General features: G+C 57.5%; 32 protein-coding genes. All 32 read right to left on the minus strand.

Annotation, left to right across the window (positions count from 1 at the left end):
- Positions 1 to 2: 2 nt before the first annotated feature.
- The 32 genes from ACKTS9_RS13850 to ACKTS9_RS14005 all read right to left on the minus strand — a co-directional run bounded on the left by ACKTS9_RS13850 (position 3) and on the right by ACKTS9_RS14005 (position 24,360).
- A complete protein-coding gene (locus tag ACKTS9_RS13850; protein ID WP_407881497.1) occupies positions 3 to 644 on the minus strand; it encodes a hypothetical protein in 642 nt (213 codons plus the stop codon).
- 85 nt (positions 645 to 729) lie between these two features.
- The gene (locus ACKTS9_RS13855) at positions 730 to 1,764 is read right to left on the minus strand and encodes a hypothetical protein (protein WP_407881499.1); all 1,035 of its coding nucleotides are present in this window, start codon (positions 1,762 to 1,764) and stop codon (positions 730 to 732) included.
- Complete coding sequence (locus ACKTS9_RS13860) at positions 1,761 to 2,375, minus strand: hypothetical protein (RefSeq protein ID WP_287879162.1); 615 nt, start codon at positions 2,373 to 2,375, stop codon at positions 1,761 to 1,763. Before ACKTS9_RS13860 ends, ACKTS9_RS13855 begins: the two co-directional genes overlap by 4 nt.
- Positions 2,372 to 2,629 carry a DUF6103 family protein gene (locus ACKTS9_RS13865; protein ID WP_407881501.1) on the minus strand — a complete coding sequence of 86 codons (258 nt, stop codon included), beginning with the start codon at positions 2,627 to 2,629 and terminating at the stop codon, positions 2,372 to 2,374. Before ACKTS9_RS13865 ends, ACKTS9_RS13860 begins: the two co-directional genes overlap by 4 nt.
- 14 nt (positions 2,630 to 2,643) lie before the next feature.
- Entirely contained in the window at positions 2,644 to 3,840 is a 1,197-nt protein-coding gene (locus ACKTS9_RS13870) for a hypothetical protein (protein WP_407881503.1), read from the minus strand.
- Between the two features lie 356 nt (positions 3,841 to 4,196).
- Positions 4,197 to 5,960: a VirB4 family type IV secretion system protein gene (locus ACKTS9_RS13875; protein ID WP_407882131.1), complete on the minus strand. Its 1,764-nt coding sequence runs from the start codon at positions 5,958 to 5,960 to the stop codon at positions 4,197 to 4,199.
- A gap of 145 nt (positions 5,961 to 6,105) precedes the next feature.
- Positions 6,106 to 6,687, minus strand: coding sequence for a hypothetical protein (locus ACKTS9_RS13880; protein WP_118427267.1), 582 nt, complete (start codon positions 6,685 to 6,687; stop codon positions 6,106 to 6,108).
- Positions 6,684 to 7,076, minus strand: a complete 393-nt coding sequence (locus tag ACKTS9_RS13885) for a hypothetical protein (protein WP_118427269.1) — start codon at positions 7,074 to 7,076, stop codon at positions 6,684 to 6,686. Before ACKTS9_RS13885 ends, ACKTS9_RS13880 begins: the two co-directional genes overlap by 4 nt.
- A gap of 1 nt (position 7,077) precedes the next feature.
- Complete coding sequence (locus ACKTS9_RS13890) at positions 7,078 to 7,335, minus strand: hypothetical protein (RefSeq protein ID WP_087238880.1); 258 nt, start codon at positions 7,333 to 7,335, stop codon at positions 7,078 to 7,080.
- Between the two features lie 62 nt (positions 7,336 to 7,397).
- Complete coding sequence (locus tag ACKTS9_RS13895) at positions 7,398 to 7,733, minus strand: 4-oxalocrotonate tautomerase (protein WP_407881506.1); 336 nt, start codon at positions 7,731 to 7,733, stop codon at positions 7,398 to 7,400.
- Between the two features lie 117 nt (positions 7,734 to 7,850).
- A complete protein-coding gene (locus ACKTS9_RS13900) occupies positions 7,851 to 9,185 on the minus strand; it encodes a DNA cytosine methyltransferase (protein WP_407881508.1) in 1,335 nt (444 codons plus the stop codon).
- On the minus strand, positions 9,100 to 9,789 hold the full coding sequence (locus ACKTS9_RS13905; protein WP_242969411.1) for a DNA cytosine methyltransferase: 690 nt from the start codon (positions 9,787 to 9,789) through the stop codon (positions 9,100 to 9,102). The genes ACKTS9_RS13900 and ACKTS9_RS13905 overlap by 86 nt, the downstream gene beginning before the upstream one ends.
- Positions 9,786 to 10,685 (minus strand): conjugal transfer protein TrbL family protein, encoded by a 900-nt coding sequence (locus ACKTS9_RS13910; protein WP_087238884.1) that lies wholly within the window; start codon positions 10,683 to 10,685, stop codon positions 9,786 to 9,788. The genes ACKTS9_RS13905 and ACKTS9_RS13910 overlap by 4 nt, the downstream gene beginning before the upstream one ends.
- 95 nt (positions 10,686 to 10,780) lie before the next feature.
- Entirely contained in the window at positions 10,781 to 11,206 is a 426-nt protein-coding gene (locus ACKTS9_RS13915) for a hypothetical protein (protein WP_087233694.1), read from the minus strand.
- 9 nt (positions 11,207 to 11,215) lie between these two features.
- A complete protein-coding gene (locus tag ACKTS9_RS13920; protein ID WP_087295600.1) occupies positions 11,216 to 11,563 on the minus strand; it encodes a DUF3852 domain-containing protein in 348 nt (115 codons plus the stop codon).
- Positions 11,564 to 11,585: 22 nt separating this feature from the next.
- The gene (locus ACKTS9_RS13925; protein WP_407881512.1) at positions 11,586 to 13,340 is read right to left on the minus strand and encodes a hypothetical protein; all 1,755 of its coding nucleotides are present in this window, start codon (positions 13,338 to 13,340) and stop codon (positions 11,586 to 11,588) included.
- Positions 13,341 to 13,418: 78 nt separating this feature from the next.
- Complete coding sequence (locus tag ACKTS9_RS13930; protein WP_407881514.1) at positions 13,419 to 14,006, minus strand: DUF6550 family protein; 588 nt, start codon at positions 14,004 to 14,006, stop codon at positions 13,419 to 13,421.
- Positions 14,007 to 14,089: 83 nt separating this feature from the next.
- Positions 14,090 to 14,578: a hypothetical protein gene (locus tag ACKTS9_RS13935; RefSeq protein WP_087295612.1), complete on the minus strand. Its 489-nt coding sequence runs from the start codon at positions 14,576 to 14,578 to the stop codon at positions 14,090 to 14,092.
- Positions 14,579 to 14,709: 131 nt separating this feature from the next.
- Entirely contained in the window at positions 14,710 to 15,105 is a 396-nt protein-coding gene (locus ACKTS9_RS13940; protein ID WP_087295606.1) for a DUF4320 family protein, read from the minus strand.
- 11 nt (positions 15,106 to 15,116) lie between these two features.
- Complete coding sequence (locus ACKTS9_RS13945) at positions 15,117 to 15,989, minus strand: secretion protein F (protein WP_407881517.1); 873 nt, start codon at positions 15,987 to 15,989, stop codon at positions 15,117 to 15,119.
- Between the two features lie 4 nt (positions 15,990 to 15,993).
- A complete protein-coding gene (locus ACKTS9_RS13950; RefSeq protein WP_407881519.1) occupies positions 15,994 to 16,923 on the minus strand; it encodes a type II secretion system F family protein in 930 nt (309 codons plus the stop codon).
- Positions 16,920 to 18,416 (minus strand): type II/IV secretion system ATPase subunit, encoded by a 1,497-nt coding sequence (locus ACKTS9_RS13955; RefSeq protein ID WP_407881521.1) that lies wholly within the window; start codon positions 18,414 to 18,416, stop codon positions 16,920 to 16,922. The genes ACKTS9_RS13950 and ACKTS9_RS13955 overlap by 4 nt, the downstream gene beginning before the upstream one ends.
- The gene (locus ACKTS9_RS13960) at positions 18,416 to 19,222 is read right to left on the minus strand and encodes an AAA family ATPase (protein ID WP_195560599.1); all 807 of its coding nucleotides are present in this window, start codon (positions 19,220 to 19,222) and stop codon (positions 18,416 to 18,418) included. Before ACKTS9_RS13960 ends, ACKTS9_RS13955 begins: the two co-directional genes overlap by 1 nt.
- Positions 19,219 to 20,043 carry a Flp pilus assembly protein CpaB gene (cpaB, locus tag ACKTS9_RS13965; protein WP_087295659.1) on the minus strand — a complete coding sequence of 275 codons (825 nt, stop codon included), beginning with the start codon at positions 20,041 to 20,043 and terminating at the stop codon, positions 19,219 to 19,221. Before cpaB ends, ACKTS9_RS13960 begins: the two co-directional genes overlap by 4 nt.
- 10 nt (positions 20,044 to 20,053) lie before the next feature.
- Positions 20,054 to 20,461: a prepilin peptidase gene (locus ACKTS9_RS13970; protein WP_087295661.1), complete on the minus strand. Its 408-nt coding sequence runs from the start codon at positions 20,459 to 20,461 to the stop codon at positions 20,054 to 20,056.
- A complete protein-coding gene (locus tag ACKTS9_RS13975; RefSeq protein ID WP_087238906.1) occupies positions 20,461 to 20,715 on the minus strand; it encodes a DUF6133 family protein in 255 nt (84 codons plus the stop codon). The genes ACKTS9_RS13970 and ACKTS9_RS13975 overlap by 1 nt, the downstream gene beginning before the upstream one ends.
- A 133-nt stretch (positions 20,716 to 20,848) precedes the next feature.
- The gene (locus ACKTS9_RS13980; RefSeq protein WP_407881528.1) at positions 20,849 to 21,406 is read right to left on the minus strand and encodes a YodL domain-containing protein; all 558 of its coding nucleotides are present in this window, start codon (positions 21,404 to 21,406) and stop codon (positions 20,849 to 20,851) included.
- 31 nt (positions 21,407 to 21,437) lie between these two features.
- Positions 21,438 to 21,797, minus strand: a complete 360-nt coding sequence (locus tag ACKTS9_RS13985) for a SpoVG family protein (RefSeq protein ID WP_118427293.1) — start codon at positions 21,795 to 21,797, stop codon at positions 21,438 to 21,440.
- Between the two features lie 20 nt (positions 21,798 to 21,817).
- Positions 21,818 to 22,546, minus strand: coding sequence for a DUF3849 domain-containing protein (locus ACKTS9_RS13990; protein WP_118427295.1), 729 nt, complete (start codon positions 22,544 to 22,546; stop codon positions 21,818 to 21,820).
- Positions 22,539 to 23,039 carry a hypothetical protein gene (locus ACKTS9_RS13995; protein WP_118427297.1) on the minus strand — a complete coding sequence of 167 codons (501 nt, stop codon included), beginning with the start codon at positions 23,037 to 23,039 and terminating at the stop codon, positions 22,539 to 22,541. Before ACKTS9_RS13995 ends, ACKTS9_RS13990 begins: the two co-directional genes overlap by 8 nt.
- Positions 23,040 to 23,062: 23 nt before the next feature.
- On the minus strand, positions 23,063 to 24,025 hold the full coding sequence (locus ACKTS9_RS14000; RefSeq protein WP_407881532.1) for a DNA adenine methylase: 963 nt from the start codon (positions 24,023 to 24,025) through the stop codon (positions 23,063 to 23,065).
- Positions 24,022 to 24,360: a hypothetical protein gene (locus ACKTS9_RS14005; RefSeq protein WP_118427301.1), complete on the minus strand. Its 339-nt coding sequence runs from the start codon at positions 24,358 to 24,360 to the stop codon at positions 24,022 to 24,024. The genes ACKTS9_RS14000 and ACKTS9_RS14005 overlap by 4 nt, the downstream gene beginning before the upstream one ends.
- Between the last annotated feature and the right edge of the window lie 153 nt (positions 24,361 to 24,513).

Consider the following 24,513-nt stretch of genomic DNA (forward strand, 5'->3'; position numbering starts at 1 on the left):
AGTTACACCGACTTCTGGAAGTCCAGCGCATCCTTGAACGAGATGCGCCCGTTGGTGCGCTTCATATCCCGAATGGCGCGTCCCCGCAGACGCTGGTACTCGCCTTCGTCGATATCGGTGTCGTAGGCGATGATCTGCCCCAGCACATTGAGATCCACACCCTGCTTGAACAGGAGCGAGCCCATGCGTCCGGCAAAATTGTCCAGGGTGCCGGTGAGCATGGCGGAGAGTGCTTCGGGCAGGAAGCCTCCGGCGTTCTTCGTGTTCAGATAGCCGATGTAAAACCGGAGCGCATTCTCCACGAATTCGCTCCGGCTGGCGCAGTTGTCGAGGCGCAGGTAGATGTCTACCTTCTCATCCAGATCCTCAGAAATCCAGAATCCTTTCTTCGTTTTTCTGCTTTCGGACTTCAGTAAAACCACTCCTTTTTTCGTCAAGTCCCCGCTGAGAACCCTTGTCACAGCGGGACTTTCCCGCATCATAGGGTCCAACAGCGCTTTCCACCCGCCGAATTGTCCCCGCTGCGAAAAGCCGGAAACTGCCCGCACTGCGGGCAGAAGTGGGAGAGCCGGGGAAGCCTTGTCCCCGGCTCTTTCTCCTGCTTCGCTTTCGTCAGCTTCCCGCTCCCTTGGAAAGCGCCCCAAATTTCGCCCGTTTCCCTCTGGAGGGGTACACGGTCGGCTGGCCGCTGAAAGCCGCACACAGCGGCTCACAGGGGGCGACACGGCGCTACATCTGCATCTCGGGGGTATCCTGACACTGTTCTGCCAAATAGTCTGCACTGCACTCCTCCAGTGTCTGGTTCCAGTGCTCCTGACAGTAGGAGTTCATCTTGGGTAGGAGCAGAGCCTGCTCCTCGGCGCTGAGCCGGTACTTGAATGCCTCCTCGTCGCCGTTGCCCCGCTGCAGATACAACTCCAGTGTGTCGCAGACACGACGAGCCTCCAGATCGTAGTTGGCATAGATGTTCAGCCAGTCGTCATTCTCGGAGGTGCAGACATCAGTTCCGAACACTTGATCCGCATTGAACGATACTTCCATGTAGAACTCCAGCAGGTTGTCGTTTTGAATAATGTCCTCGGCGAAGGAGATGTCCTCGGCGCAGAGCCGCCGACTGCCAGTGAGGTATTCCGGTTCCGGCTCCTGGTTGAGCGTTCTCTCCTCCAGACGGTCCAGGAAGATCCGCCACCTTTCATCCGGCGCAGCGTTTCCTTTCTTCATGGCGAAGTAGGCGGCGGTGCTTACATCCCGGATTCTGAACCGCTTCCAGCCATCCATGATGCTGACGGCTTCCATATCGCCGCTGTCGAGGTCGATGTCGTAGGCACCCACCACCCGGCCGGTGTTGTCCAGCCGCTCCGACACATAGGAGTTGAACTCCTCCTGAGAGATCCGCTGGGTGCGCGGCAGCGTTTCGACAAAGCGGTGGGGCGCTTCGCCGGGCGGCTTGCGGATGTAGCTGCGCAGACGGCAGGCGACCCGGAGCAGCTCAAGATTTTCCTCGGCCAGAATATAATCGGAGCTGCCGTTCTCCGTGACATGAAAGACGGCGAACCGCCGTGCGGCCTCCCGAGCCTCCTCCTCCGCCTGCTGCTCTGCCCAGAGCTCATGGCTGATGCGCTCGTACTCCCGCTGAGGAAGCTGGTTGCACATTTCATCAAGGATATTCTCCAGATGCTCCTCCAGCGTTTCCCCCTTCAGTTGTTTGCTCAGAGCGTCGTACCACCGCTCGTCGAGCCAGAGTGTGATCTCACGGCCCCTCATTGCATTCCTCCCATTTCCGGCCCACACTGCTTCATCTCAGGGTACTCGGTCAGGAGGTGCCACACGCCGTTTGCGTAGTTGGCGCTGTTGACCGTCTGACCAAGAAGATCGTCGGCAGAGAGCGACATCGTGATGCCGGGCACGCCGGGATGCGCCGCGGCACTCTGGCCGCTCATCAGTCCTTCCGCCTGGGCTGCGGTCAGAGGCACAAAGCCGCACGGGGTCATCAGGGAAAAGACGCCGCCAACATGGGTGGCCAGGAAATCACGAACCGTGCGTGGGCCTGCGTCATCAGTCAGATCCTCCCGAAGTGTCCAGACGCAGTGGAGCAGCTCCTCACCATGGGAGGCATCCAGACCATTCTCCGCAATCCAGCGGTCTGCCAGCTCATCCAGCGGCTCGTCCAGCCCCAGCAGAAATCTGGCGTCCTCCTCATTGATGGCGTCCTCGATATTGTCACGGATCAACCGTGCGGCGGTGATCTCCTCAGCGGCATCGATCAGCTGAGAGGGATCGGCCGCCATCCACTGCTTGACCCGGCGCTCATAGTCGGCGCTAATCCGCTTCTTCAGCTCCTTCTTGTAATCCATGGCGATCTCATCTTTGTTCACTGGATCACCTCCGGTTCCAGGTCAGGCTTCGGTGCGGCGGCTCTCGGGCTGCGCCGGGGCTTGCTCGGAGCGGCGGCGCTTACATCGCTCTCATCGATATACTCCCGCACAGGGGCGGGCACATATTTTTCATAGAGCTTCACCAGCGCATCCGTCATCTCACGGTCCAGGTCAAGCTCCTTCTTGCCCATATAGCGTTTGAGCGCAGAGAGCTTCTCCTCGTCGAAGGTGATGGTCAGGTTCACTTGCTTCATTGGCACTTCCTTTCTCAGTCGTAGTTGATGTATTCGATCTGCAGCCAGTGGGTCCAGCCCCGACCCTCCAGCTTTGTTTTCACCACACCTTTTTGGGTATTCATAGCTTCAATCACATAACCGTCACCGATGTACACGCCGATGTGGCCGTCATGCCAGACAGCGAGACCGGGGATATCCGGCATGGTGTCGATGGTTCCGGATACTGAGGCGTTATAGTACATCTGGTTGGCACCAAGATCCGGCATCCCGTTGGTTCCATACTCGATGGTCATGGTGTCGGGATTGAGCCATCCGTACCCTTTGATGAGGCCGACGCAGTCTGTGGTTCTGCCGCCCAGCCAGTTGGCACGGATGAAGTCCGCATAGCTGCCGACGCCATCAGGGTACTGCTCCAGCTTGTAGGCGAAGAGCGAATCGGTGAGGACACTGCCGTATGTTCCCCAGACATAGCCCCAGCCGGACTCCCAGGCGTGGATGGCGTAGGTCACAAGGTCTGCGGCGTTCTTGGTGGTTGGATCGGTGAAGGCTGAGATGTCAAGCTCTATGCTGCTCCCATCCCCTCTGAGATACTCGCCGCTGTAGCTGCCGCCTCCCACGGTACCGGCTATCATGGTATAGATGTGATCGATGTTGCTCTTGTCATCTTCCGTGATCTCTCTGCCCAGATGGGCTTCCAGATTGGCGTAGGCCTGGGACAGAGAGACTGGCACCGCGACGGTGTATTCTTCTTCCTCTGTACTTGTGGTCCCGTCCTCCAGAGTCACTTCCACGGTTCGTGTCCGGGTTTCTGTGGTGTAGAAGCATCCCACGAAGCTGTTTGCCGCCCGTGTGGACGGGGCGTCGTCCCCAAAGCAGAGGGCATAAAAAACAGCCTTGACTCTGATCGGGTCAAGGCTGTTGCCGCTGTCCATCTGCCCGTTGGCAGAGGACACCGCCGAATCCAGAAGAGAAAAGGCCGAGCGCATCTCCTCGATGTGATATCGAAACTCGGCCGGGACTTCTGCGGAGAATTCCGCTCCGTAGAAGCACGCCTCCACCGAGTGGTTGTTATGCTCCGCCCCGCCTGAGCCAAGGGAGCAGAGCAGGGCAATCAAAAGAATGACTGGTGAAAAGACTGCCACCAGAATCCAGCCCACACCTTTCCGGGCCTTTTCGTTGGTAAGCAGCATGGCAGCGGCTTTGGCCACTGCGGCAGCGGGTATAGCCATATATTCCACCTCCTGTTCTTTACAGTTCAATGATGCTATGATATATTATCCAGGTAATATCGCTTGCATCTTTCGTTGTTGCGTCCATTGCGTTTTGGTATCCGCTCAATGCCGTTTCTCTCATGCTTGCATTTGCAGGTTGTGTGTTATGTTACATCGACAAGGGGGAAACTAATATGAGCAGCAGAATTAATAAGGTGAGCCAGGGGATCTGCGGGACGGAGCGGCCAAGTTCTGGGTACCTGAATAGATGGGGATACCGCAGCACGAGAGTGTAGGGTTGGATCTCCCTTGGGGTTCAATGCCCCACCGTCTCACCATAAAGAGCAGAGGCTTCGTTTGAAGTCTCTGCTCTTTTATCGTCCGCCCGCTGTTCCGAAGAGTTTTTCCTTGTATGCCGGGGCGTGAACCTCCAGCAGGTATCGTTCATTGCCGCACTTGTACAGGCAGACGCCGCGCTGGGGGAACTTGATGAGATTGTATTCCGACTCCTCCAGCTGGAGCATGTCCATGTAGGACCGCTTGTCGATGGAGCCGGCGTTGAACAGAAACTGGTGAGGCGGGATGCTGAACAGGGGTTTGGTCATCTCACGGACGCCCTCCTGATCGAAGTCCTCCAGATTCTGACTGGCCAGCAGCATTGCCGATTCCTTCTTTCGCACACGTTTCAGGCAGTTTCGGATGTACTCGATGGCGGTGGGGTTGGACAGCCAGATATACAGCTCATCCAGAGCTGCCACGGTATTGCCCACGGTCAGAAGCTTATCGGACATGAAGGACAGCACATTGAAGAGCATGGCGTTGCGGACATTCTTGGCGGCGCTGAGCATTCCCTTGACGCCGAACACCAGGAAGCGGCTGGAGGTAATGTTGGTATGCCCGTTGAAGAACTGGGCGTCGGCGCCCTTGCACATGGAGTGCAGCCCCAGCAGCACCTCTTGCAGAAGCTTTTGGGTGTAGAGCTGGTGACGGTCGGCGTCGTAGGTCTTGAATTCCTCCTCAATGAGATCGTAGAGGTCGGAGAGGATGGGATAGTCCTCCGGGCGCATCCGGCTGAAGTTGGTGCGCTCGGTGATGCCGAACTTGTGATACAGCTTGGACAGCATGATCTCGATGGTGTCGATGTGTGCGTCGCTGAAATCCTTGTAGGCCCGGAAAAAGTCCTTGAGAAAGGAGATGTGCTGCGCCAGCAGGGTGCTTTTGCGAAAGGCTTCCGGCGCATCGGTGGCGTTGGGGTCTCCGCCGTCATCCCAGCACTTGGGTTCCAGCACATTGATGATATACTGCCCGGCCATCAGGTCTGCAAAGCAGCCGCCCACCGCCTCGCACATCTCCTGCTGTTCATGTTCGGCGTCCAGACTGATGACGGACTTGCCGGACTCCAGCAGATTCAGGATCAGCAGCTTCATCAGGTAGGACTTGCCCTGGCCGGAGTTGCCCAGGATCAGGATGTTGGCGGAAGTCTTGTCCTCGTCCCGCTGGTCAAAGTCCACCAGAATGTTGCTGCCGTATTTGTCTTTGCCGATGTAGAAGCCCTTGGAGTCCAGCTTGCCGGAGTAGTTGAAGGGATAGAGATTCGCCACGCTGGAGGCGGGCAGCACCCGTTCAAACTGGATACCGAATGTGTTGTGGCCGCAGGGATTGACGCAGCGGAATCCCTGCTGCTGACGGAGCAGGAGCTTATCCACATTCAGCTTGCTCCGCACCAGTTCCGTCAGCACATCGGTCTGGAGCAGCTTAAGGTTGTTGTAGTCGGATGCGGTCAGCTCGATGTACACGGCGCAATGGAGCAGAGGCTCACGGTTGCGGTGCATGGTGGCCACCAGAGTGGCCACATCCTGCAGGTTGCTCTCGGCGGTGACCGTTTGCTGCAGGTCATTGGTGTTGGAGCTGTTCAGGCGGTTTTTGTTTGCGGCGTTCTGAATGATGCGCTTTTCCTCAGCCGGGGTGACCTGCCGGGTGTAGATCCGCAGGGTGACGCCGTCCTTTTCTCCCAGATGACGGAGGATGGCCTGTTCATCCGTGCTGGTCGGGTATTCGCGGAGTGCCCATACGCAGCGGTAGGTGTTGCCGCAGATGAAATGATCCGGCATGAAGCTGACCACAGAGGGGGCGATCATATCCAAAAAGGATTTGATGGATGCCTCCTCGCAGCCTTGCGGAACAGGTCTTTTCGCTTTCTTTGCCAAAATGGATGCCTCCTATTCTCCGTGGAGGAATCCCGGCCATGGAGTGGAACACCTCCACGGCCTGTGATGAATTGATTTACTCGCCCACGATGACCCAGCGGTCGCCGTCGTAGTCCTCGAACTTCTCGGTAGTCACATTCTGCTCGAAATAAACGCCCAGCATCCGCTTGAGATCCTGATCGGTGGCGCGGCGGGTGGTAAACCCATTGTCATTGATGCTCTGCTCGATGCGGCTGAGATACGGGAACACATCCGTTTCCTTTTCACTTCTCAGCCGGATGATGATATAAAACTCCCGGCTGGAGGCCATCAGCACCTGGATGCGATCCAAATGCTTGCTGTCCTGCTCCAGAAGTCGCCGGATGGCAGGAAGCTCCTCGTTGCCCATGCGCTCCTGATAGAAGTTTTTGTTTCGCTCGAAGGACTCCTTGGAGTTGAGGGCCAGCATCTCAATTTCCGCCTGCCCCTTGACCACATTCAGCAGGGCGTAGATCCTGGCGCTGATGCTGGAATCGGACAGGACGCTGATGTTGGTGGGCTTGATGATGAAAAAGACCAGGTCGCCCATGCGGGTGGCGATGCAATAGTCCTTGATGCCGTCGATCCCCATGAGCTGCCGGGTGGATTGGGCGGCATTCTCTTTTTTCTTTCTGTTCATAGCTTCATTCCTCCTTGGGGAAAGCTGGGCGGGAAAAAGCCGGTACAGCGCATGGTGACACAGCAGGTCACCTGCCTGGGATTCTGGCTGAACCAATATTTTGCTCTGGCGTTCTTGGCGCTGTAGCAGAGGGACTTCTCACACAGAAGGCCGCCCACATAGCTTTTCAGCAGGGCACGCAGGCTGCGGAAGCCATAGTAATATCTGCCGTCCTGGCTGCGGCAGCTCCACTTATTCTTGGCATCCTGCCAGAAGAAGGCGTTGCGGCACTCCCACCGCTTGCGCTTCCGACTCCACCGGAGCGTCAGGGAGGCGGACAGATCTCGCTCCTCAACTTCCGGCAGGCCGATGATCTCCTCGTTTTCAAAGGTCGTGTCGGCATGGAACATATCACATTCTCCATTCATAGAATTGCTGTTTGGTGATCAGGAAGGCAATCGCATAGCGAATGAAATCCAGAATGCTGGTTCCGTCAAAGCGGATGCTGAGGAAGGCATAGACCGCCGTGAATACCAGCGGGATAAAAATTCCGGTCTGAGTCAGCGCCAGGATAGAGACCAGAAGCCCTACGCCAATGACGCCTACATCTCTGAGCTCCCAAAGCCACATCATGGCCTTGGCAGTCAGGTTGTCGGGGTAGATGTACAGGATATTTCACCTCCAAAAAACAAGCCGCTGGGGATGCTCTCCCCAGCGGTCGGTGCGGCATTTTATTCTTCAGACATCTCTGCGGGCTGGTTCTGCGCTTCATACGCATCCAGCGCCTGCTCGATGAGTCCGATGACGAATTCTTTCTGCGTGATTTTCCTGCCGTGCTTCTTTTCTGCGGCGATGAAATTCTTCAGCCGCTGATCCAGCTCCTCGGTGATCTTGAATGCGAGAGTCTTAGTTTCCGCCATGGTGATTTTTCCTCCTTCGAAGCGTTCTTTGAGTACCAACTCCACATAATCACCCAGAGTCTTGAGGCCAAGCTGTTCCTTTTCCTCGATAGCTTTGGCATGTAAATTTTCCGGGATCATACCACAGAGATTCTTCTTTGCTTCCATGGGTGGCTCCTTTCTCTGATTTTGTAAGCAAAGCATACTGTGACCGGAGTGAAATAGCTATTCACAGAACCCAACGAAGAAGCAAGCTGCAAACGAAGCATAAGCAACAAGCATGGCTCAGCCGGCGAGAAGCACCAGAGCAATACCAAAAAGAACATAGTCCACGCATGGAATGGCCACGCTGTTGCCCAGCGCCTTATAGCGGGAAGAGTCCGAGGCGTTGGGAATGTCAGTCCAACCGTCCGGAAAACCTTGGAGCCTTTCACACTCCAGAGGCGTTAGCCTGCGGATGAGCCTTGGCTGATCTGTGCCCTGCAGCACAAGATCGGTAGCGTCTTTATGCTGGCGTGCGCTTTGGGTGCTGGTTACCTCTCCATCCTTGAAAATATCGACTCGCTGTCTGCTGAATACGGCGTGGTGGTCGGTGGCAGTCAGTGTATAGGCAAGGTCTGCTTGGTATCCAATCCCGTTGCCGCCGTTTTCAGGCTTTCGGTCGATGGCGTTGCCGGTAATGCAGAATACTTGCTCCTGCTCCACAAGCGGGACATTGTTGCCGCCTGTACCATACCGTGCGGACATGGTGGGAGCGACCCGATGGGGGCCGGTGTAGCGGGAATCAATGCCGTGGTTCTCGTAGACCAGGGGCTGATGCCCGTGTTCCTGGGCTCGAAGTGTCCCTGTGATGTCCAGGCTGCACTCCATCATGCTGCCGCCTTGGTCGTTCAGGCATAAGATGGATGGCATACAGTTTCCGCTGGCGCTGCCTTTCAGCGTGGGGGCGAGTTCTTCGCCGTAGCCGATGCTTCCGGCAGAGGCTCCGGCTCCGGCAGAGAAACCGGCAGTCAGGACACAGGGATACCCCTGCCCGGCCTGACCGCCGCCTGCACTCAGGGATGTGTGCCGTTCCGGCGTCAGGAAGCAATCGCCGTTTCCCTTTGCTACGACCCCTTCTGCGATGAACGTCTGCTGTTTCATTCCTGGCTGGGCACCCAAGGCTCCGGCCACATCGTGCAGATCTCTGACCTCATCCCGCTGATTTGCGGCAAAGGCAATCGGCTGTATAAGGCCATTGCGGCCGGTGGACATCCCGCAGTTCACGCCCAGGGTAGCCGCGACTGAGCCGGTCAGATCACCGTTATAGCCATCGAACCCTTCGATTTCCGCATCGTCCGGCTGGGTAACAAAGGTCTGCATCTGCATATTGTTTGTCGCCATCAGGGCACCGGAAACTCCGTGCAGATCGATGCCTTCATCACGCTGGTTGATATGGTATGCCTCCAGCGGGGTGGATCTGCCATCCGGCGGAGCAACCCCAGACTGGATCTCCAGCGCACGATTGAGTTTTCGGGGCAGCTCTTTCCCGCGTTCAAAGGCTCTGCGCAGGATGCCCAGGCAGGCTTTCCTGGTCAAATAGTATTTGTCCGGCGGATCGTCCTGCAAAATCTGCGACAAGGAAGATTCTTTTTCTTCTCTGGGGGACACCCCAGTATTGAGCGTCGAGGCATCTCCACGCCAGGGAGAAATCAGTTCCCAGTAGAATTCGCCCAGCAGATTCCCAGCGCCCGGTGTCAGGTCGAGGGACTGAAATACCACTGACTTTAATTCGGACGATCTCCTCAAGGACGATCCGGAAATCCTCTCCTTTTGGGGTTCCGCTGGAGAAGGCTCCTGGAACATTCTCCCACACCATAAATCGAGGTCGTATATCGAGAGCTGCTCGGCCTCGTTGTCTATCCGCATCTCTCATCTCCTTTACAATTCGAACCTGTTCCATAAAAAGGCCGGAGCGTTCACCGGAGAGGCCGGCACGGTTTCCGGCCACAGATAAGTCCTGACAGGGTGAGCCGCCGCAGATGATGTCCACCGGCGGCAGCTTTGCTCCGTCAAGCTTTGTAATGTCGCCCACATGCGCCATGTCGGGGAAACGAATCTTTGTCACCTCAATGGGAAAGGCTTCGATCTCGCTTGCCCACACAGGGACAATGCCGTTGTGAATGGAGGCCAGTGGGAATCCCCCTATCCCATCAAACAGGCTGCCCATCGTCAGAGTTTTCATTTGGCTACCGCCTGAACGATAGTCCTTGTGGTGCTGACTGCGGCTTGGGCGGTATAGACCGCAGACATGATATTGGCTCTTGTGGTGGTATCCAGGCCAAAGGCTCCGGCGATGCGGGGGATCTCGCCAGCGGACAGCATCAGGCCGAGGCCAAGGAGGGCATGGTCCTTGAATACCATGAGTCCGGCGATGAGAATGGTGGATTGCAGGAAAGCGGTCAAGCACAATCCGATGATCTGCTTGCACCATTGGATGAAACCATCCGTATAACCGCGTGGGACGCTGAACATATAGAGACTGCCCACTGCAATTTGAATGAGCAGAATGCCGCCACGCTTTAGGTTTGCGAAGAAGACCTTTATCACGGCGTAGGCCATCAGAATGATGCAGAATAAAAGCATGATTGGGCTGGTGATGGAAGCAAAGCCGAAGTATGAGCCGGTGGTCATTCCAGTCAGCGAATCAATGCCGCTGAGTGAATCCACAATCTCGGTTGCCGCCTCGCCGATGGAGGTGCCATACCCTGTGATCCCCGCGGTGAGGCTTGCCTGCAATGTAACGGAAAGCTCATAGAGCCGAATCGGCACAACCGTAAACAGGCTCACCGCCATAAAGCCCTTGATGGCACACAGAGCAGTTTCTTTGAGGTTCCCTCTGCCGGAGGAATACTCGATGCCGCACTCAAAACAGGCCACCACAAGACCGGTCACATAGAGCGCCCAGGCCAGATAAGAGAAAAACAGTACAATGCTCTGCACCCAGCTCAGTTCGAACAGCTCGACGCCCATGTTGCCCATCTCGGCGAAAAAGTTTCCGAGAAAGCCCATGACCTGACCGTAGATCCAATCCACGATCTGACCGAGGATGGTGTCGGCAACAAAATCCCAAATAAACAATGGTTCGTTCACCTCTTTTCGGTGTGAGGCCGCACCAACTGCTTGGGATAAAAGGCCAGGGGCCGTACAGCTGGTACGGCCCCTGGGTCAGTTCTTTACATGGTCTGCTGCCACTGGGGGTCAGCGGTTTGGGCTTGCTCCTGAAACACCTCCAAATAATCCGACACCGCATCCGTGAGCTGCTGGTAGTCCTGGCTGTTTGGATGGTAGACATACCAATCCGCTTTCCCGTAGTCATCCCAGATGTAGGGATTGATCCCATTTCGGAAGTTCGGGTTGCCGGTTTGCTTTTTCCCGAGGATGTCGGAAAGATTCAGAAGCAGCACATCCACCTGGCCTTCGTTCCGATTCAGAATGGAAACGCGAAGGGCATGGTATTGATTTGCGACGATCCCCGTGACGAACTGGATCTTTGCCCGATTCAACTCATCGAGACGCACATAGCAGGCCCGGCCTACATAGGTGGCGTCCGGATACTTTGGGGCAACGATTTTGTGAAGCTCTTGCTCGAAAAAGTTCATATACCCTCCTTAGATGCCGATAATGCTCCAGAGATACATGGGCGCAGTGAGGGTAAACACGAGGCAGGCAAACAGGATAGCGGGAGCCGCCCACTCGAACTGGCCGGATTTTCTGTACTCGAAGTAGGCGGTGCCCAGCTTGGCAAAGAAGAAGACGGCCAGAATCAGGTCGATGGCGGGAAACACCACATTGTCGACCACCGACTTGATCTGGGTAGATGCAGTGGACCAGGTGCTTTCGACGGCGCCGGCCACATCCCCGGTACCTGCGGCGAAAGCTGTGGTCGCCATCAGGCAGGTCATTGCCAAGACCACAACCAGCATCACGATCAGGCGCTTATAGTTGAATTTACGCATAAATTCCCTCCGTTGTATGTTGTTAATTTGTGGGGGCGATATGCCAGTCCTCCCAAAGATCTCCGGAAATCCGGACGGAGTCCGTGAGGTTTAGCGACAGCATTCCCGCCGGTGTCCAGCAGTCCAGCAGCCAGGTGTACGGCGTATAGCTCCCATCGGGATACCATATCGGCGTGAAATGGGTCGGACGATTATAGGTGCTGTATGGATTGTCCTTGAAAGTGAAGGTGGAGCGTTTGCCGCTGATGCTTCGGTTCAGGAGCCTCCAAAAGCCCTCGTAGTTGAACTCCGGGAAATAGGTCACCGCATTCTGAGCCGCAGTAACTGCGGCGCTCTGTGTGGTGCTGACGCTGGCCGTAACGCTCTGCTGGATGCCGTATCCGCTCTTGAGCGTAGAGGAAGATACCGTGGGCGACAGGCTGTCCGGCGTGATGACCATGGTTGCCGTCAGGCTGGCTGTGTAGGCGTTATAATCAAATTCCCACCAGCCCTGATCCTCCCACCAGCCGTTGTCCACCCAGTGGTACCAACGGTCCGTGTGGGATTTGCCCTCGCTGTCCGTCCACCGATCCGTGTGCCAGCACTTCTCCCAGTTTTCAACCCACATCCAATTCTCCTGCCACCAGGGAGACCAGATGCCCCAGGAGGCGGAGGACACTTCTTCTTTCTCTGGGATATCCACGAGGGTGAAGGTGTCGTTTCGGTCATCGGCCACGGGATTGGGCGGGTCGTTGCCGTCCAGATCCACAATGTTGGCGGTGATGGTGCTTTGCGCCGTGCCTCCGCCCAGCACCCTGACCTGAATGGTGCAAACACAGGGTTCATCGGGGGTATGCCACTTCACCCAGACCAGCTGGCTGTCGCCGTCCGGATAGTACACATTGCTGATGGTATAGGTGCTGCCTTCGATCACAAACTGCACGGTGACCGGGTTGTCCGGGTCTGACTGCCCGCCGGACACCTCCACCGAGGTGATAACATCGGTGTCCACCCGGTATTCGTAGTCAAACTCATCCACCTCCGGTTCCTCCACCTCATCGTTGAAGCGGACGATGCCGATCCCCAGCGAGGAGATGATCTGCTCGTTGCTGACCTTGCTTGTGGTGCTGCCTGACCACGCAGGATACCCGAGGTCGGCTTCCTCCAAAAAGATAGCGAGCGGGAGATTTTGGTGGGTCAGCGACCCCATCCAGTAGCGGAGATTTCCGTCAACGACCTGGTCATAGAGTGCGGCTTCCGTGGCTGTCATAGCGTAGTTGGCACCGTTATAGACCAGATACGCAATCGGCTCGATGACGATTTTATAATCGCCGCAGATCAGCGTATCGAAGTCCATCCCCACATATCCAGCGATGGCTCGGATGACCTGTTCATCAGTGAAGTAGCTGCGGATGGCATCAATACTGGCCGGATAGCTGCCGGAGGAGATGATGCGGGGCAGGCTCTGCGAGGGATTAATGTAGCTGTAGTTTCCCACTACCGGAGAGAGACTCCGTCCGGCGTTATAGGACAGCTTGCTGACTTTGCCAAAATGAATAACGCCCGATGCGGGTGTTTTGTTGGTCAGATCGATCACATTGCCCACTACGGCGTGGCTGTCCACATTGATTACGGATACACGGACGCCATCCATGCCGGGATTCCAATAGCTTGTAGATGTTCCGCTGCCCATGTTGCCGCCACCGCCATCGATGTTTTCATCTCCGGTTGCGTAGGCAGGTACAGAGATGGACAGCATCAGGACAGCGGAGAGAATAAGAGCAAGGATTCGCTTCACAGGTGCTCTCCTTTCCGATTTTTTCAAATAGAAACGGCGCAGTCACTTCCGACTGCGCCGTTATTGCGGATGAGGGGGTCAATTACCGCCGCCCATCTCGCCGATCTTATTTCCGTTTTCATACATACTGTTGTCCTGAACGCCGGTGTTCTCACCGCTGTTTTCCACATAGCCGAAGCCGGGTACATAGACCTGACCGGAGCTGTTGGTGCTTCCCGCGGCAGGCTCCGTTTCGGTGGGAGTCACTGTGGGAGTTTCCTCATAGGTGGGCGGCGCCTCATCCTCGGTCTTGCGCTCCTCCTCCGGCACATCCGTTCCGTCGTGGTCATCCGGCAGCGTGGTGGTGCCGGAGGGTGCTTCCGGTTTTTCGGGGGATTCAGGCTTTACAGGATCTGCCTGGATGGTCTGCTCCAGGCCACTGGAGTCCGCACCCTGGGCGGGATCGGTTTCGGATGCGCCCGGCGTTTCCACCTGGACATCCAGATCAGCCTGGCCGTTATTGTCTATATCCACATTGGGATTACCGCTCTGGGTGGGGTCATCGGAAACCACACCGGAAGAAATCTCGGCATTGCCGCCGAACCGGACGGCGATTCCAATGGCTGCCGCAACGCAGAGCAGGCAGCAGACGGCGATGAGGACAATCCTCTTTGTCTTATCTGTCATGGTGTATGCCTCCTTGATGTATTACTTGTTAATGGGACAATACCACAATTTTCTGTGGAAGTCTATTGAAAAGACCGGATGGATCAGAAGAGAGGCACATATTTGGCCTCCGTGTGCAAAGTCATGCTGGCGGCGGGCAAAAGATTCCCCAGAAACCGGACGGGCACCTCCAGATGGATCTCCACCAGTGCGGTATAGCCCTCGCTCTGGCCGGAGCCAAGGCTGTTATTTTCCAGAACCACGGACAGGTCGGAGATGGTATATTCCACCTCACCGTCCGAAATTTTCTGATACCCGCCCGCTGTATTTTCCAGGCCGAGCGTTTCAGAGAGCTGGCCGTACACATCGCCGGTATCGATGCTCTCATCCCAGCGGCCTGTACCGTCCGGATACCAGCCCGCGGCGTATCCCTCACGGACGGCGTGGTACACATCGTCGTAGTTGTCATTGACGGTGGAAATGACCGCCTGCTGCGCGGCCTCCTTTACGCCTTGGGCAATGATCCACAGCCGGCTGAATTCGGCAATGGCGCAGAACAGCATCAGCAAGACCAGCACAATGGCAAGGATCATGGGGGTGCCCTCGCCGGAGCGACGGCGAAAGATATGTTTGCATTTCAATGGTTTCACCAACTTTCATCGCGGGCACACAGGCCCGATTATTCCGGCTCCTGGTGCGCGAACTGGGTGCAGCGGCACGCTGCTCACTTCCAATACACCTCCGACTTGCCTGTGGCGGAAGCCGTCAGCGTGATTGGGAACGAGCCAAATCCTCCGAACAGGCCGATATCTGTTTCCAGCGTCAGGGTCACGGTGACCTCGTCATTGAGCTGGATGCGTCCGGTGGTGGACCACCGAATGTCGGGGTCAAGCCCGGTGCTGTCGGTAAGCGCCGCCGCCCGGCGGGTGGTCTCCGTGCCAACCCGGCCGGCGATCTCCGCCTCGCGCACCAGCTCCACCGCATAGGTGTCCAGCTGCTGTTTGGTGATGTAGACCGGGAGCACACGAACCACCAGCGCGAGCACCAGCATAGCGCACACCACCAGGACGCATACATCGATATAGCCTTCGCCGGAGCGCCGTTTCAGTATTTTTTTCATGGCGACCTCCTTTAGAACAGGCTTCCCAGAGAATTGACGATCTGGTACACGATGATGACGATGTAGGTCATCATGAAGCACATGAGCATGATGAAGCTGAACACCCGGATCTTGGGCGGGATCTTGGCGGCCTTGGCCTTGAGGCGCTGCAGTTCCAATGCCTTCAGATCGTGGGACAGCATCTGGAAGTACATTCGCCCGTCGTCACCCCGCAGTATGCCGATGAGGCCGCGGACGATGTCCGAAATGATGGCGGAGCCCATTCTGGCCTCAAAGCGGATGAGCGCCGCTTCATAGGAGGAGGAACGCATATCCGCCGTCAGCACATCCAGCTCACGACCAAAGTCAGGCCCGGCGTGTTTCTTGTAGTTTTCCAGAATCCGCAGCACATCCCGGCTGGCTGCCAGCTCCTGATGGATGGTGGCGACGAACCGGGGCAGCTCGCCCTCGATCAGCTCCATTCTGGCCTTGACCAGCTCGTCAGCCCGACGGCTCTCCTTGAACCAGGTCAGCACGGCCAGCACCACGATGAGGGGGCTCAGGATGGGCAGGATCAGCAGGCACGGGATGATGCCGAGCAGGATGAGGCAGGGCTTCAGGATCGAATAAGCCGTGTAGACCTGGGGCGTCATATCCAACCCTGCCGCCGTGAGCTTGCTCTCCAGCCGGCGGTATTTGTATTCGTCCATTCGGATCATCGGCGCCAGTTTCAGCGCCCAGCCGAGGATCAGCGTCTCCAGAGCCTTGACCAGGCTCCGCTCCCTCCGTCCGGCAGAGATGAGCGCCCGTTCCGTGGCCAGTCTGGGAATCTTCAGAAGGTCGGCGAGGACGAAATACAGTCCGGCGGCCAGCGCAGTCCCGAACAGGAATAAAAGTGCGCCCATTTCCTCACCTCCGATACTCAATAGGCTGGGTCAGCTTCACCACAAAGGCAAAGGACACGAATACGGCTGCGATGCAGACGGCGATGACCATCTGGCCGGGGATGGTGTCCACCAGGGTATGGTACCAATCGGTGTTGATGAACCGCACCAGCGGGATATTGATCAGCACCAGGATCGCCATGGTGACGAACTCCTTGCGGGGGCCGAAGACCAGATTTTCCAGCTCTCCGTTGACCACTCGCATATCCGACAGCTTGCTGACGATGGGAGTCAGGGTACTTTTCAGGCTGCGGTCTGTCTGGCACGCCATCACCGCTTCGCACCACTCCTGCCACACCTCATTGCCGATGGCGTATTTCAGGTCGTGAAGTGCGGCGTCCATGTCCGGATCAATATGCTTGATGCGGGTCAGAAACCGCTGGAACACCTCCTGCACCGGGTGGTGCAGGTATCGGACATTTTCCTCCACCGCCTGCTGGAAGTTTTCCGTGCGCAGATAGGCGGTGGTGATGACCGACAGCGCCGTTTCCAGCTCTGCGGCCACATCCTTTTTGAAGCTGCCGGCTGTCAGCTTGACATACCAAAACGGCGCCAGCATAAAGCCGACGGCCAGCACGGGGACGAGAAAGGCGTTCCCGGCAAGGATGGCAATGCAGGCGCCCAGGGCAAACAGCACCAGGGAGGCCATGCACACCATGGGGAACTTCCCCTCACGCCCGGATGCGGCCAACACCGTCTGCGCCTCTGTGATCTCCCGGCGGAAGAAGCCAGCCTTTTTTCGCTTGGTCGTCTCGTTGATATCCGCCCGGATGCTGCCGGGAGCAGCAGTCAGCCGGGAGAAGATGCTGTCGCTCATTTCTGCGGGGGATATCCCCAGCACCATAAAAAGCCCGGCGATCATGCCAATACAGGCGATCAGTTGGATCATTGTCATGCAGTTTCCTCCTTTCTCTGGATGAACTGCTCCAGCTCACCGCAGGGCATACCGTTCTCGATAAAGCGGCGCTGCAGGCTCTCGGACATTTCCTCGCACTTCTGGTGGTGTCCCTCAATGATGAACCGGTCGCCCTCCAGACGGTTTTCGGTGATGTTGTACTCGTAGAGCTTGTGAAGCCGGCGGCTCCCATCCGGCAGGATCTCGCACTCGGAGATATTGGTGATACGGCGCTGCTTGTTCTCCAGCTGGCGGCAGTAGACCACGATGGGATACGCCTCGGTGACATAGCCCATGAGTGTATCGTCAGGGGTGTCCACGGCCCGTTTGCACAGCGATACCATGCGGCGATAGGTACCCTCGCTGGAGCTGGAGTGGATGGTGGTGAGAACAGCCACGCCCACGCGGGCGGCCTCCTGGGCGGCATTGGCCTCCGGGCCGCGCATCTCGCCCACGGCGATGATGTCGGGATTGAAGCGAAGGGCAATGTCCAGCAGCGCGATCTGGTCGATGCGCTGGCGCTCGTTCTCGCTGTCGCGGGTCTGGGTGTGGACGACGGAGTTGACCACCCTGCCGTTCTGTTCCCGGATGAGCTGAAGCTCACGGGAGCCGTCCTCGATGGTGAAGATCCGCTTGCGGTCAGGGATGGTGGACAGGAGCCAGCCCGCCACCGTGGTCTTGCCGGAGCTGGTGGCGCCTGCCACACAGATGGAGACGCCGTAGCGCAGGCAGGCGGACAAGAAATCCAGCATTTCCTCCGTGGCGGTGCCGCTGCCCACAAAGTCCTCCTTGGTCAGATTCTTGGGGTTGACGATTCGGATGGAGGCCGCGACGCCGGCATCCTCGTCCAGCACCGGGGTCTTGATGACCGAGACACGGATGTTTTTGGTCAGACGGGAGGTAATGATGGGACTGGCATTGTCCAGCACCTTGCCGGAGTTCTGGAGCATACGGCGGATGACATTGGCCGCGTGGTCCGGCGAGTCGAAGTGTTCCTCCAGCTTGACGGTGCGGCCATCGGAATACTGGATCTCAATGTCGCGCCAGGAATTGATGTCGATCTCTTCGATGCCTTCGGCGAAGATGTACTTGGTCAGAAACCCATACTCGGCCATCTCCGTATAAAGGGCGTCCACCAGCTCGCTCTGGCTCATACCGTCCACCGCCATGCGATTGTCCTGCAAATAGCGGGCAATCCGGCGCTTCATCTGCTCCTTGGCCTCATCGCCGCTCTCCGTGATCAGGGTGGAATAGGTGCCGGTAAGGTAGGACTGTACCTGACTGAGTACCTCCGCGAAGGGCATCCCCTCGGTCTGGGGAGCGAAGAAGACATCGCTCGCTTTGGGCGCGACCTTGGTTTCCGCAAAAATAGCCCTTCCGGTATTTTCCTCGAAGGAGATATCATGCACCTCGGCCTGCTCCGGCTTGGCTTCCGCAGGGGCGGCAACCGGAGCAGCGGCGAACAATGAATTGCTTCTTCTGTCGCCAAGCATCAGAACACCTCCTTGCAGATTTTTTCGATCTCCCGGCGGAACGCCTTGCTGTCTTTCATGGAGAGATCGTTCAGAAGCGTGCCCTCCAGATACTGCTCCTCCAACTCCCGGGAGTGCGGAAGCTGGAAAGCGACGCTCCCAAGTACCTGACCGATGCGGTCCGCCGCCTGGAGGGGCTTGATGTTGGACGCCGCCTTATACTGCTTGTCCTCATCCCAGTGCAGTTCCCGAAGGAGCGGGAGCTGGCTGGACAGGTAGCCGATGGATTTCAGGTCGCAGTTGGCCAGCCGGAGGACGCTGTCGGCCTCCATGAGCGCCACGGCGGAGAGGATGTCATTGGCGATATAGCTGGAGCAGTCGATGACCACATAGGGGGCAATCTCACGAAGGCCGCGGATGAGTTCCTCCGCCTGCTGCTTGGTGCAGGCTGCGTAGGTATACTCATTTTCCCCCTTGCGCAGCCCCAGCATGGTCAGGTAGGACAGCTTCTTGTGGGTGGTCAGGTTGTGCTTGATGAGATTCACGGAGATCCGCTGGGCGGCGAAGATGCTGCCCAGGGATTTGTCGCACTCCAGTTCAGAGGGCGGGCAGATGCAGGGCATCATAGGGGCGGTCATATCGCAGAGCAGAAGCGCCACATTTTTCTTCTGGGAGGCCAGATGCTTTGCGATCTTTACCGCAGTCACGGTTTTGCCGCAGCCGGGGCTTCCCCAGACGGCCAGGACTCCGCCGCCGGATTCCTCGATGATTTCAACCTCCTCCGGCTCTGTGCTGCGGTGAAACAGGCTTCCTTTCATGAAGTTCATTCCGCAGCCGCCTCGCTCTCTGCGGCAGAATCGGCGCCCTCGCTTTCCCCGGTTTCGGTATTCTCAGTTGCCTCGGCAGTCTCCTCGGCTTCCGGCTCGGCGTACAGCTCCTCGATCAGAGCGTCCTGCGCCTCAATGAATGCGGAGGCATTCTCAGGCGTCCCACGATAAACCAGCGCCAGATGCAGCTCGCTTTCCTGTTCCAGCCCCGCCAGCACCTTGGCCTGCTCGGTGGTCACCAGCAGGGTGACGGTGGAGGGCAGCTCTTTTTCATCCTCAACCGCCTCGCCGGTGTTGGCGTCGTAACCAGAGGAGGCGGTAACGGAGATGACCTCTACATACTGCAGCTCGGGCGGGATCACGGTTTCGCCCATGCCCTGATAGTCGGCCACGAGGACGGAAACGATATCGCCGCTCTCCAGTTTGCCGGAAAGGCCGGTGGCAAAACTCTTGATGGTGACAGAGATGGCCTGTTTGGTGCCGTCCAGATTGTAGAGATAGGCATTTTCAGCGGCAGGCTCGTTGGAGAGCTTGCTGGCCAGAATGTAATCGCCCACCTTCAGGTCGGCGGTGGCATATTTGCCGACGACCTCGTCTTTTTCTGTCATGATGCCGGACGGCAGGTTATAGGCGCCCACCTCCACAGTCTGTACCATCTCAGCGGTAATCTCGTCGCCCTCCTTGATGTCGGCGGTGACGCGGACGATCTCAGCCTTCTCGCTGGCGCTGCGGCTGAACAGGGGCGTCACTCCGAAGCAGATGACGAGCGCCAGGAGGATACACAGCACACCGATCACGGTGCGGTTACGGAAAATCTTCATATAAGCCTCCTTATAAGAAATATGCGGGAATGAATCCTGCGGCAATGAACGGGACCAGTGGGCAGGTGAACCGGGTGGGGCGGTGGGAGAGCTTCAGAACAAGACTTTTTCCCAGCACAAACAGGGCGTAGCAAAAGGCGAACAGCGTAAGCCCCGCGAGAGTGCGGAAAAGGCCCAGCACAAACCCCGCTGACGCCGCAAGCACCGTATCCCCGGCCCCGTTTTTCCCAAAGCCCGCCCCCAGATAGAAGGGCAGCCCTCCCGCAAGCGCCCCCAAAAAGGAGGCGGGGCTGATGGTGATCAGCCCCGCCAGCACGAGCGCCACACAGACCCGGTCATCCACCAGGCGGTGTCGGACATCATAGATCGAAGCGCCCATCAGGCAGCCGCAGAAGACCAGCGCCTGCGCCCAGTGCATCAGCCGGCGTAGTCGAACATCTCCTGAATACGCTCCGTTACAGTAGGCATGACAGTATCATTCAGGACCGCGTACAGGCCGGCCAGCACCAGGGCGCCCAGAACGACGGCAATCAGCACTTTGACAGCGGTATCGATATAGCCCTCGCCGGCGTTGCCGCAGACGGCGCGGCGGTGGAAGGCGGCGATGGAGGTCTGGCAGTTGATGGCGGCGGACTTGGCGGACTTGGCGATATTCTTGAACAGCTTCTTCATAAGGACATTCCTCCTGTAAGTAAAAATGATTTTTGGTAGTTTGTTGGCTGGAAAGAGATCATGAGATGCGTTTGGGGAGGCCCCCGGCCTCGGCTGGGCAAAGGAAAATCCGGGCGGCTTATATCCTCCCAGACTACATAGTCATTTCGTGGCATTCGTTCTGCTCCTGACGCTGGTCGAACTGGATGGGACGGAATCCCACGCGGTCACAGTAGAAGAACTCGCTGCCGGAATCATCGTACAGCTCCACCACATCGGACAGAGCCATCCGGTAGCCCTGATATCCGGGAGGCGGGCTGTCCCGGCAGATGGCGTAGATCTGCTCCAAATCGTTGGTACCCAGATCGCCGTCAAAGACCTGCGTATAATTGTCTGCGTCCGGTTCTCCGAACCGCTTTATCAGATCCTCATATCCGATAAAGCGCATGGTGACATCCACGCCTTTCCGGAGCTGCCAGATGCGGCAGCCTTTTTGCGGCTGCCCCAGCTCCTCGCCGGGCACCTCTCCGGCTGCAAGGCGGTCAAATACGCCTTCCTTCCACTGAGGCGTCAGATCCAACCGGGCCAGGTAGCGGGACAGCTCATCCGTCTGGAACATCTCGTCCACAACAGCGGCGTCATCCTTCACATAGCCCACCGTGTTGCCATAGAAGATCAGGCGGTTTCGATTGTCTATTGTGAAGCGGACCAAAATCACATCACCTCCCTTCAGGGCGAGTGGCTCACATCTGCTGGCTCATGGCCTGGTCGGGAGCGGCGCCTTTCTGCTCCTGCTGCTCCTGGAGCTTCTGCTCGTAGGCGTCGTTGACGGCATCCACCAGAGCGTTCCGGGCCTCTGCGGTGATGGCATGGAAGGTGTCGTTGTACTTGGTCTCACCGTTTTTCTTATAGGAGTCCTGGGGCATGGAGATGAAACGGCCCTTGTCCGACTCGATGATCCGGATGCCGTGGACGGCAAAGGCGCCGCCGATAGTGGCGCTGGCAAAGGCTTTGGTCTTAAAATCTCCGTCCATCAGGCGGTCGATCCGTGCCTCTACCTGGGGCGTTGTGGCTTCCTGCTGTTTCTTCTTGGCTGTCGCCATGGTAATCAAGCTCCTTTCACTCACATGGTTGGGGTGGTCATATCGGGAGATTCGGCGGGATCTTTCTGCCGGATCTGCTTCAGGCTCTCTCTGGCCCAGTCGGGCAGATGCTCCTCCCGGAGAATGCCGATGAAGTCGCTGCGGTTCCACCGGGTCTGCTCTCCGTCGCCGAGGCAGGTGGCGTATACCGCTCTGCCCGCGGCGTTGGGGGCGCAGCCGAAGCCGCCGGTCGCCAGCCAGAGCTGATTCTCCGGCGCCCAATAGGACTCCTTCAGCGTGAACGGACTCATGACCAGCACCTTGCCCTCCAGCTCATGCCCGGTCATATCGTCACAGTGGGAGCGCGTAAACATCCCAAGCGCATCCTGGGCCTCCCGAAACTCATTTACGAAAATGTCCAGAACACCGGTGTGACTTTCCACCATGAACTCATAGTTGCGGTCGCTGCGGGGGATGAAGGTCGCGGCGGCCCATTCCTTGTTCCGGCGGCTGAAGCGTCCATCCTCCGGCTTCAGCTGAATGGTGGCGGCCAGCACCCATCCCACACGCTTGAAGCCAAAGTCTTCGATGACGCCCCTGGCGCAGTCGTGGCTCAGGTGCATCCCGTCAAAACCCCTGCGGATGGCCTCCTCGATGGCCTGCTTACAGGCGATGTTCTCCAGATGGCTTGCACGCCAGAGGGCCAGTTCGTTCTGCCGCCTGGCCTCGGAAACAGAGCCGAGATAGAGATAAGCGTGATCCTTAGTCATCGCCCTCGTCCTCATCCAGCTCCATGACTGCCTTGACCAGCTTCTCGAAACCGGCTCTGTCGATGCCGAGCTGTTCCAGGCTCTTGTCCAGCTCGGCCGCCCACTTAGTTTTGCGGTCATCGGACACCACCAGAACAGCGCCGTCCACGCTGACCACACGGAGGTTGTCGTGCAGGATGCCGGCATCCGCAAAGGCCTCTGCAGGAATGGGCAGCATCTCCTCGCCGCAGCCAGAGCAGCCATCGCACGGGGCCGTATCGCCCTCCCGTTCCTTCCATCCGGCCATCATATCCGCCCACAGGCTGTTGACCAAACGAATCAGCGCCATCATAGCGGCGGCTTTCTCCACCGGCTCCATCTCCTGCTTGAGCAGGACAATGGCGTTTTCCAGGGTATGCATCTCCAGCGTTTCCTCCTGCTCCAGACCACTCAGGGTGAGGGCCGCAGGCTGAATGACAGCCTTGCCGTCGTTGGTGTACTTGATAAAGGTCATCTTCATTCCTCCGTTTTATCAGATTATGTTTTCGGTTCGTGGATCAGCGTGTAGCGCCCGTCGTCTTCCTCCGCAGCGGACAGATTGAAAATGCTGAGCTGCCAATGCCTTGCGGAGTTATAGAGACGGGGATCGTAGTTGGTGATGACGATCTCCTCGTATTCGCTTCCGGCTTTCTGGGACATACTGTTGGGGCGTGTGGTGTAGAAGATGTAAAACTCCTTGTACAGATCTACGATGAAGGGGCAGTAGTTGTAGGAAACCATCACAAACCCCTGGCACTCCAGAAGCGCATCGTGGAGGCGCTGGTGGTCTTCCTTGGGAAAGCCCACCGCATAGCAGTCCTCCGCATCGTAGTAAGGCGGGTCACAGTAGAAGAATGCGTCTTCCCGGTCATATTGGCGGATGAGGTCGACGCAGTCCTTGTTCTCGATGACCACCTCCGCCAGTCTGCGTGAGCACTCCCAGACCAGATGGAAAAAGCGGCGGATGTCGCAGGATTTTCCGGCGAAGGACTTTGCGCCGCCGCTGAAGCTGTACCGGATAAGCTTGAAATAGTCAGCGGCCCGCCGCACATCTCCGCGAGGCGCTCGTTCCAGCATCATCCTTCGGATGGTTTTGGCATCCGGCGGTTCCAGATATCGCCGGGTCAGCTCCATCTCCTCGTCCAGATAGTCATCGGTGAATTCCTCACGGGAGAAAAACTTATACAGCACATTGAAGTCATCACGGGTGTTCAGCGGCAGGAAGCCAAGCTCCAGAAGGAGCGCCATGGTTCTGTTTTTGACACAGCAGAACAGATTGGTCAGGTCGCCGTTGAAATCGTTATAAACCTCCATGCATCCCTGCTGGATCGGGCGGCTCAATGTCACTGTCCCGCTACCGCCGAACACATCGATAAACCGGGAATAGCGCGAGGGGGACAGCTTATGAATCAGCCAGAGCAGCTTGCTTTTGCCTCCCACCCAGGGGATGAAGCTTTTCAAGCGGTATCACCTCCCTCCAGGGGGAGGGATATCTGGCCGCTGTCGGTAAATTGCTCCAACGCTTTGGTGAGGCCGCGCTCCGCATGGGCGATCTTCTTGATCCTGCTTCGGAGCTGCCGGATCGTCCTCCGCAGTTCCTCCTCGGTGTCGGCGTAATAATAGCCGGAATCAGAGCTGCAAATGGGGATGCCATCCCCGCGCAGGCAATTGATCGTGCGGCGAAGGTCAGGTCCGCGAATCTGAAAAGCGGCCTCCAGTTCACGGCTGGGGACGACTCTCAGCTCACCGCAGTGATACTCCTTCAGGTGCTTGGCGATAGGGTTGTCCGTCGTCATGAAGACTCCTTTCCGGGACAGTTACCCGGAAAGAGCACAAAAAGAAGGGGCCGTTCGTCCCTTTCGGGTAACGGCCCCTGTAGCTTTCAGGCTATTTGATTTTTCTTCTTTCATCACCTCCGTTATGGCAGAGCCTGGTCTGTACGAAGGTTT

Source organism: Owariibacterium komagatae (assembly GCF_045865535.1).
GTDB classification, from domain to species: domain Bacteria; phylum Bacillota; class Clostridia; order Oscillospirales; family Ruminococcaceae; genus Ruthenibacterium; species Ruthenibacterium komagatae.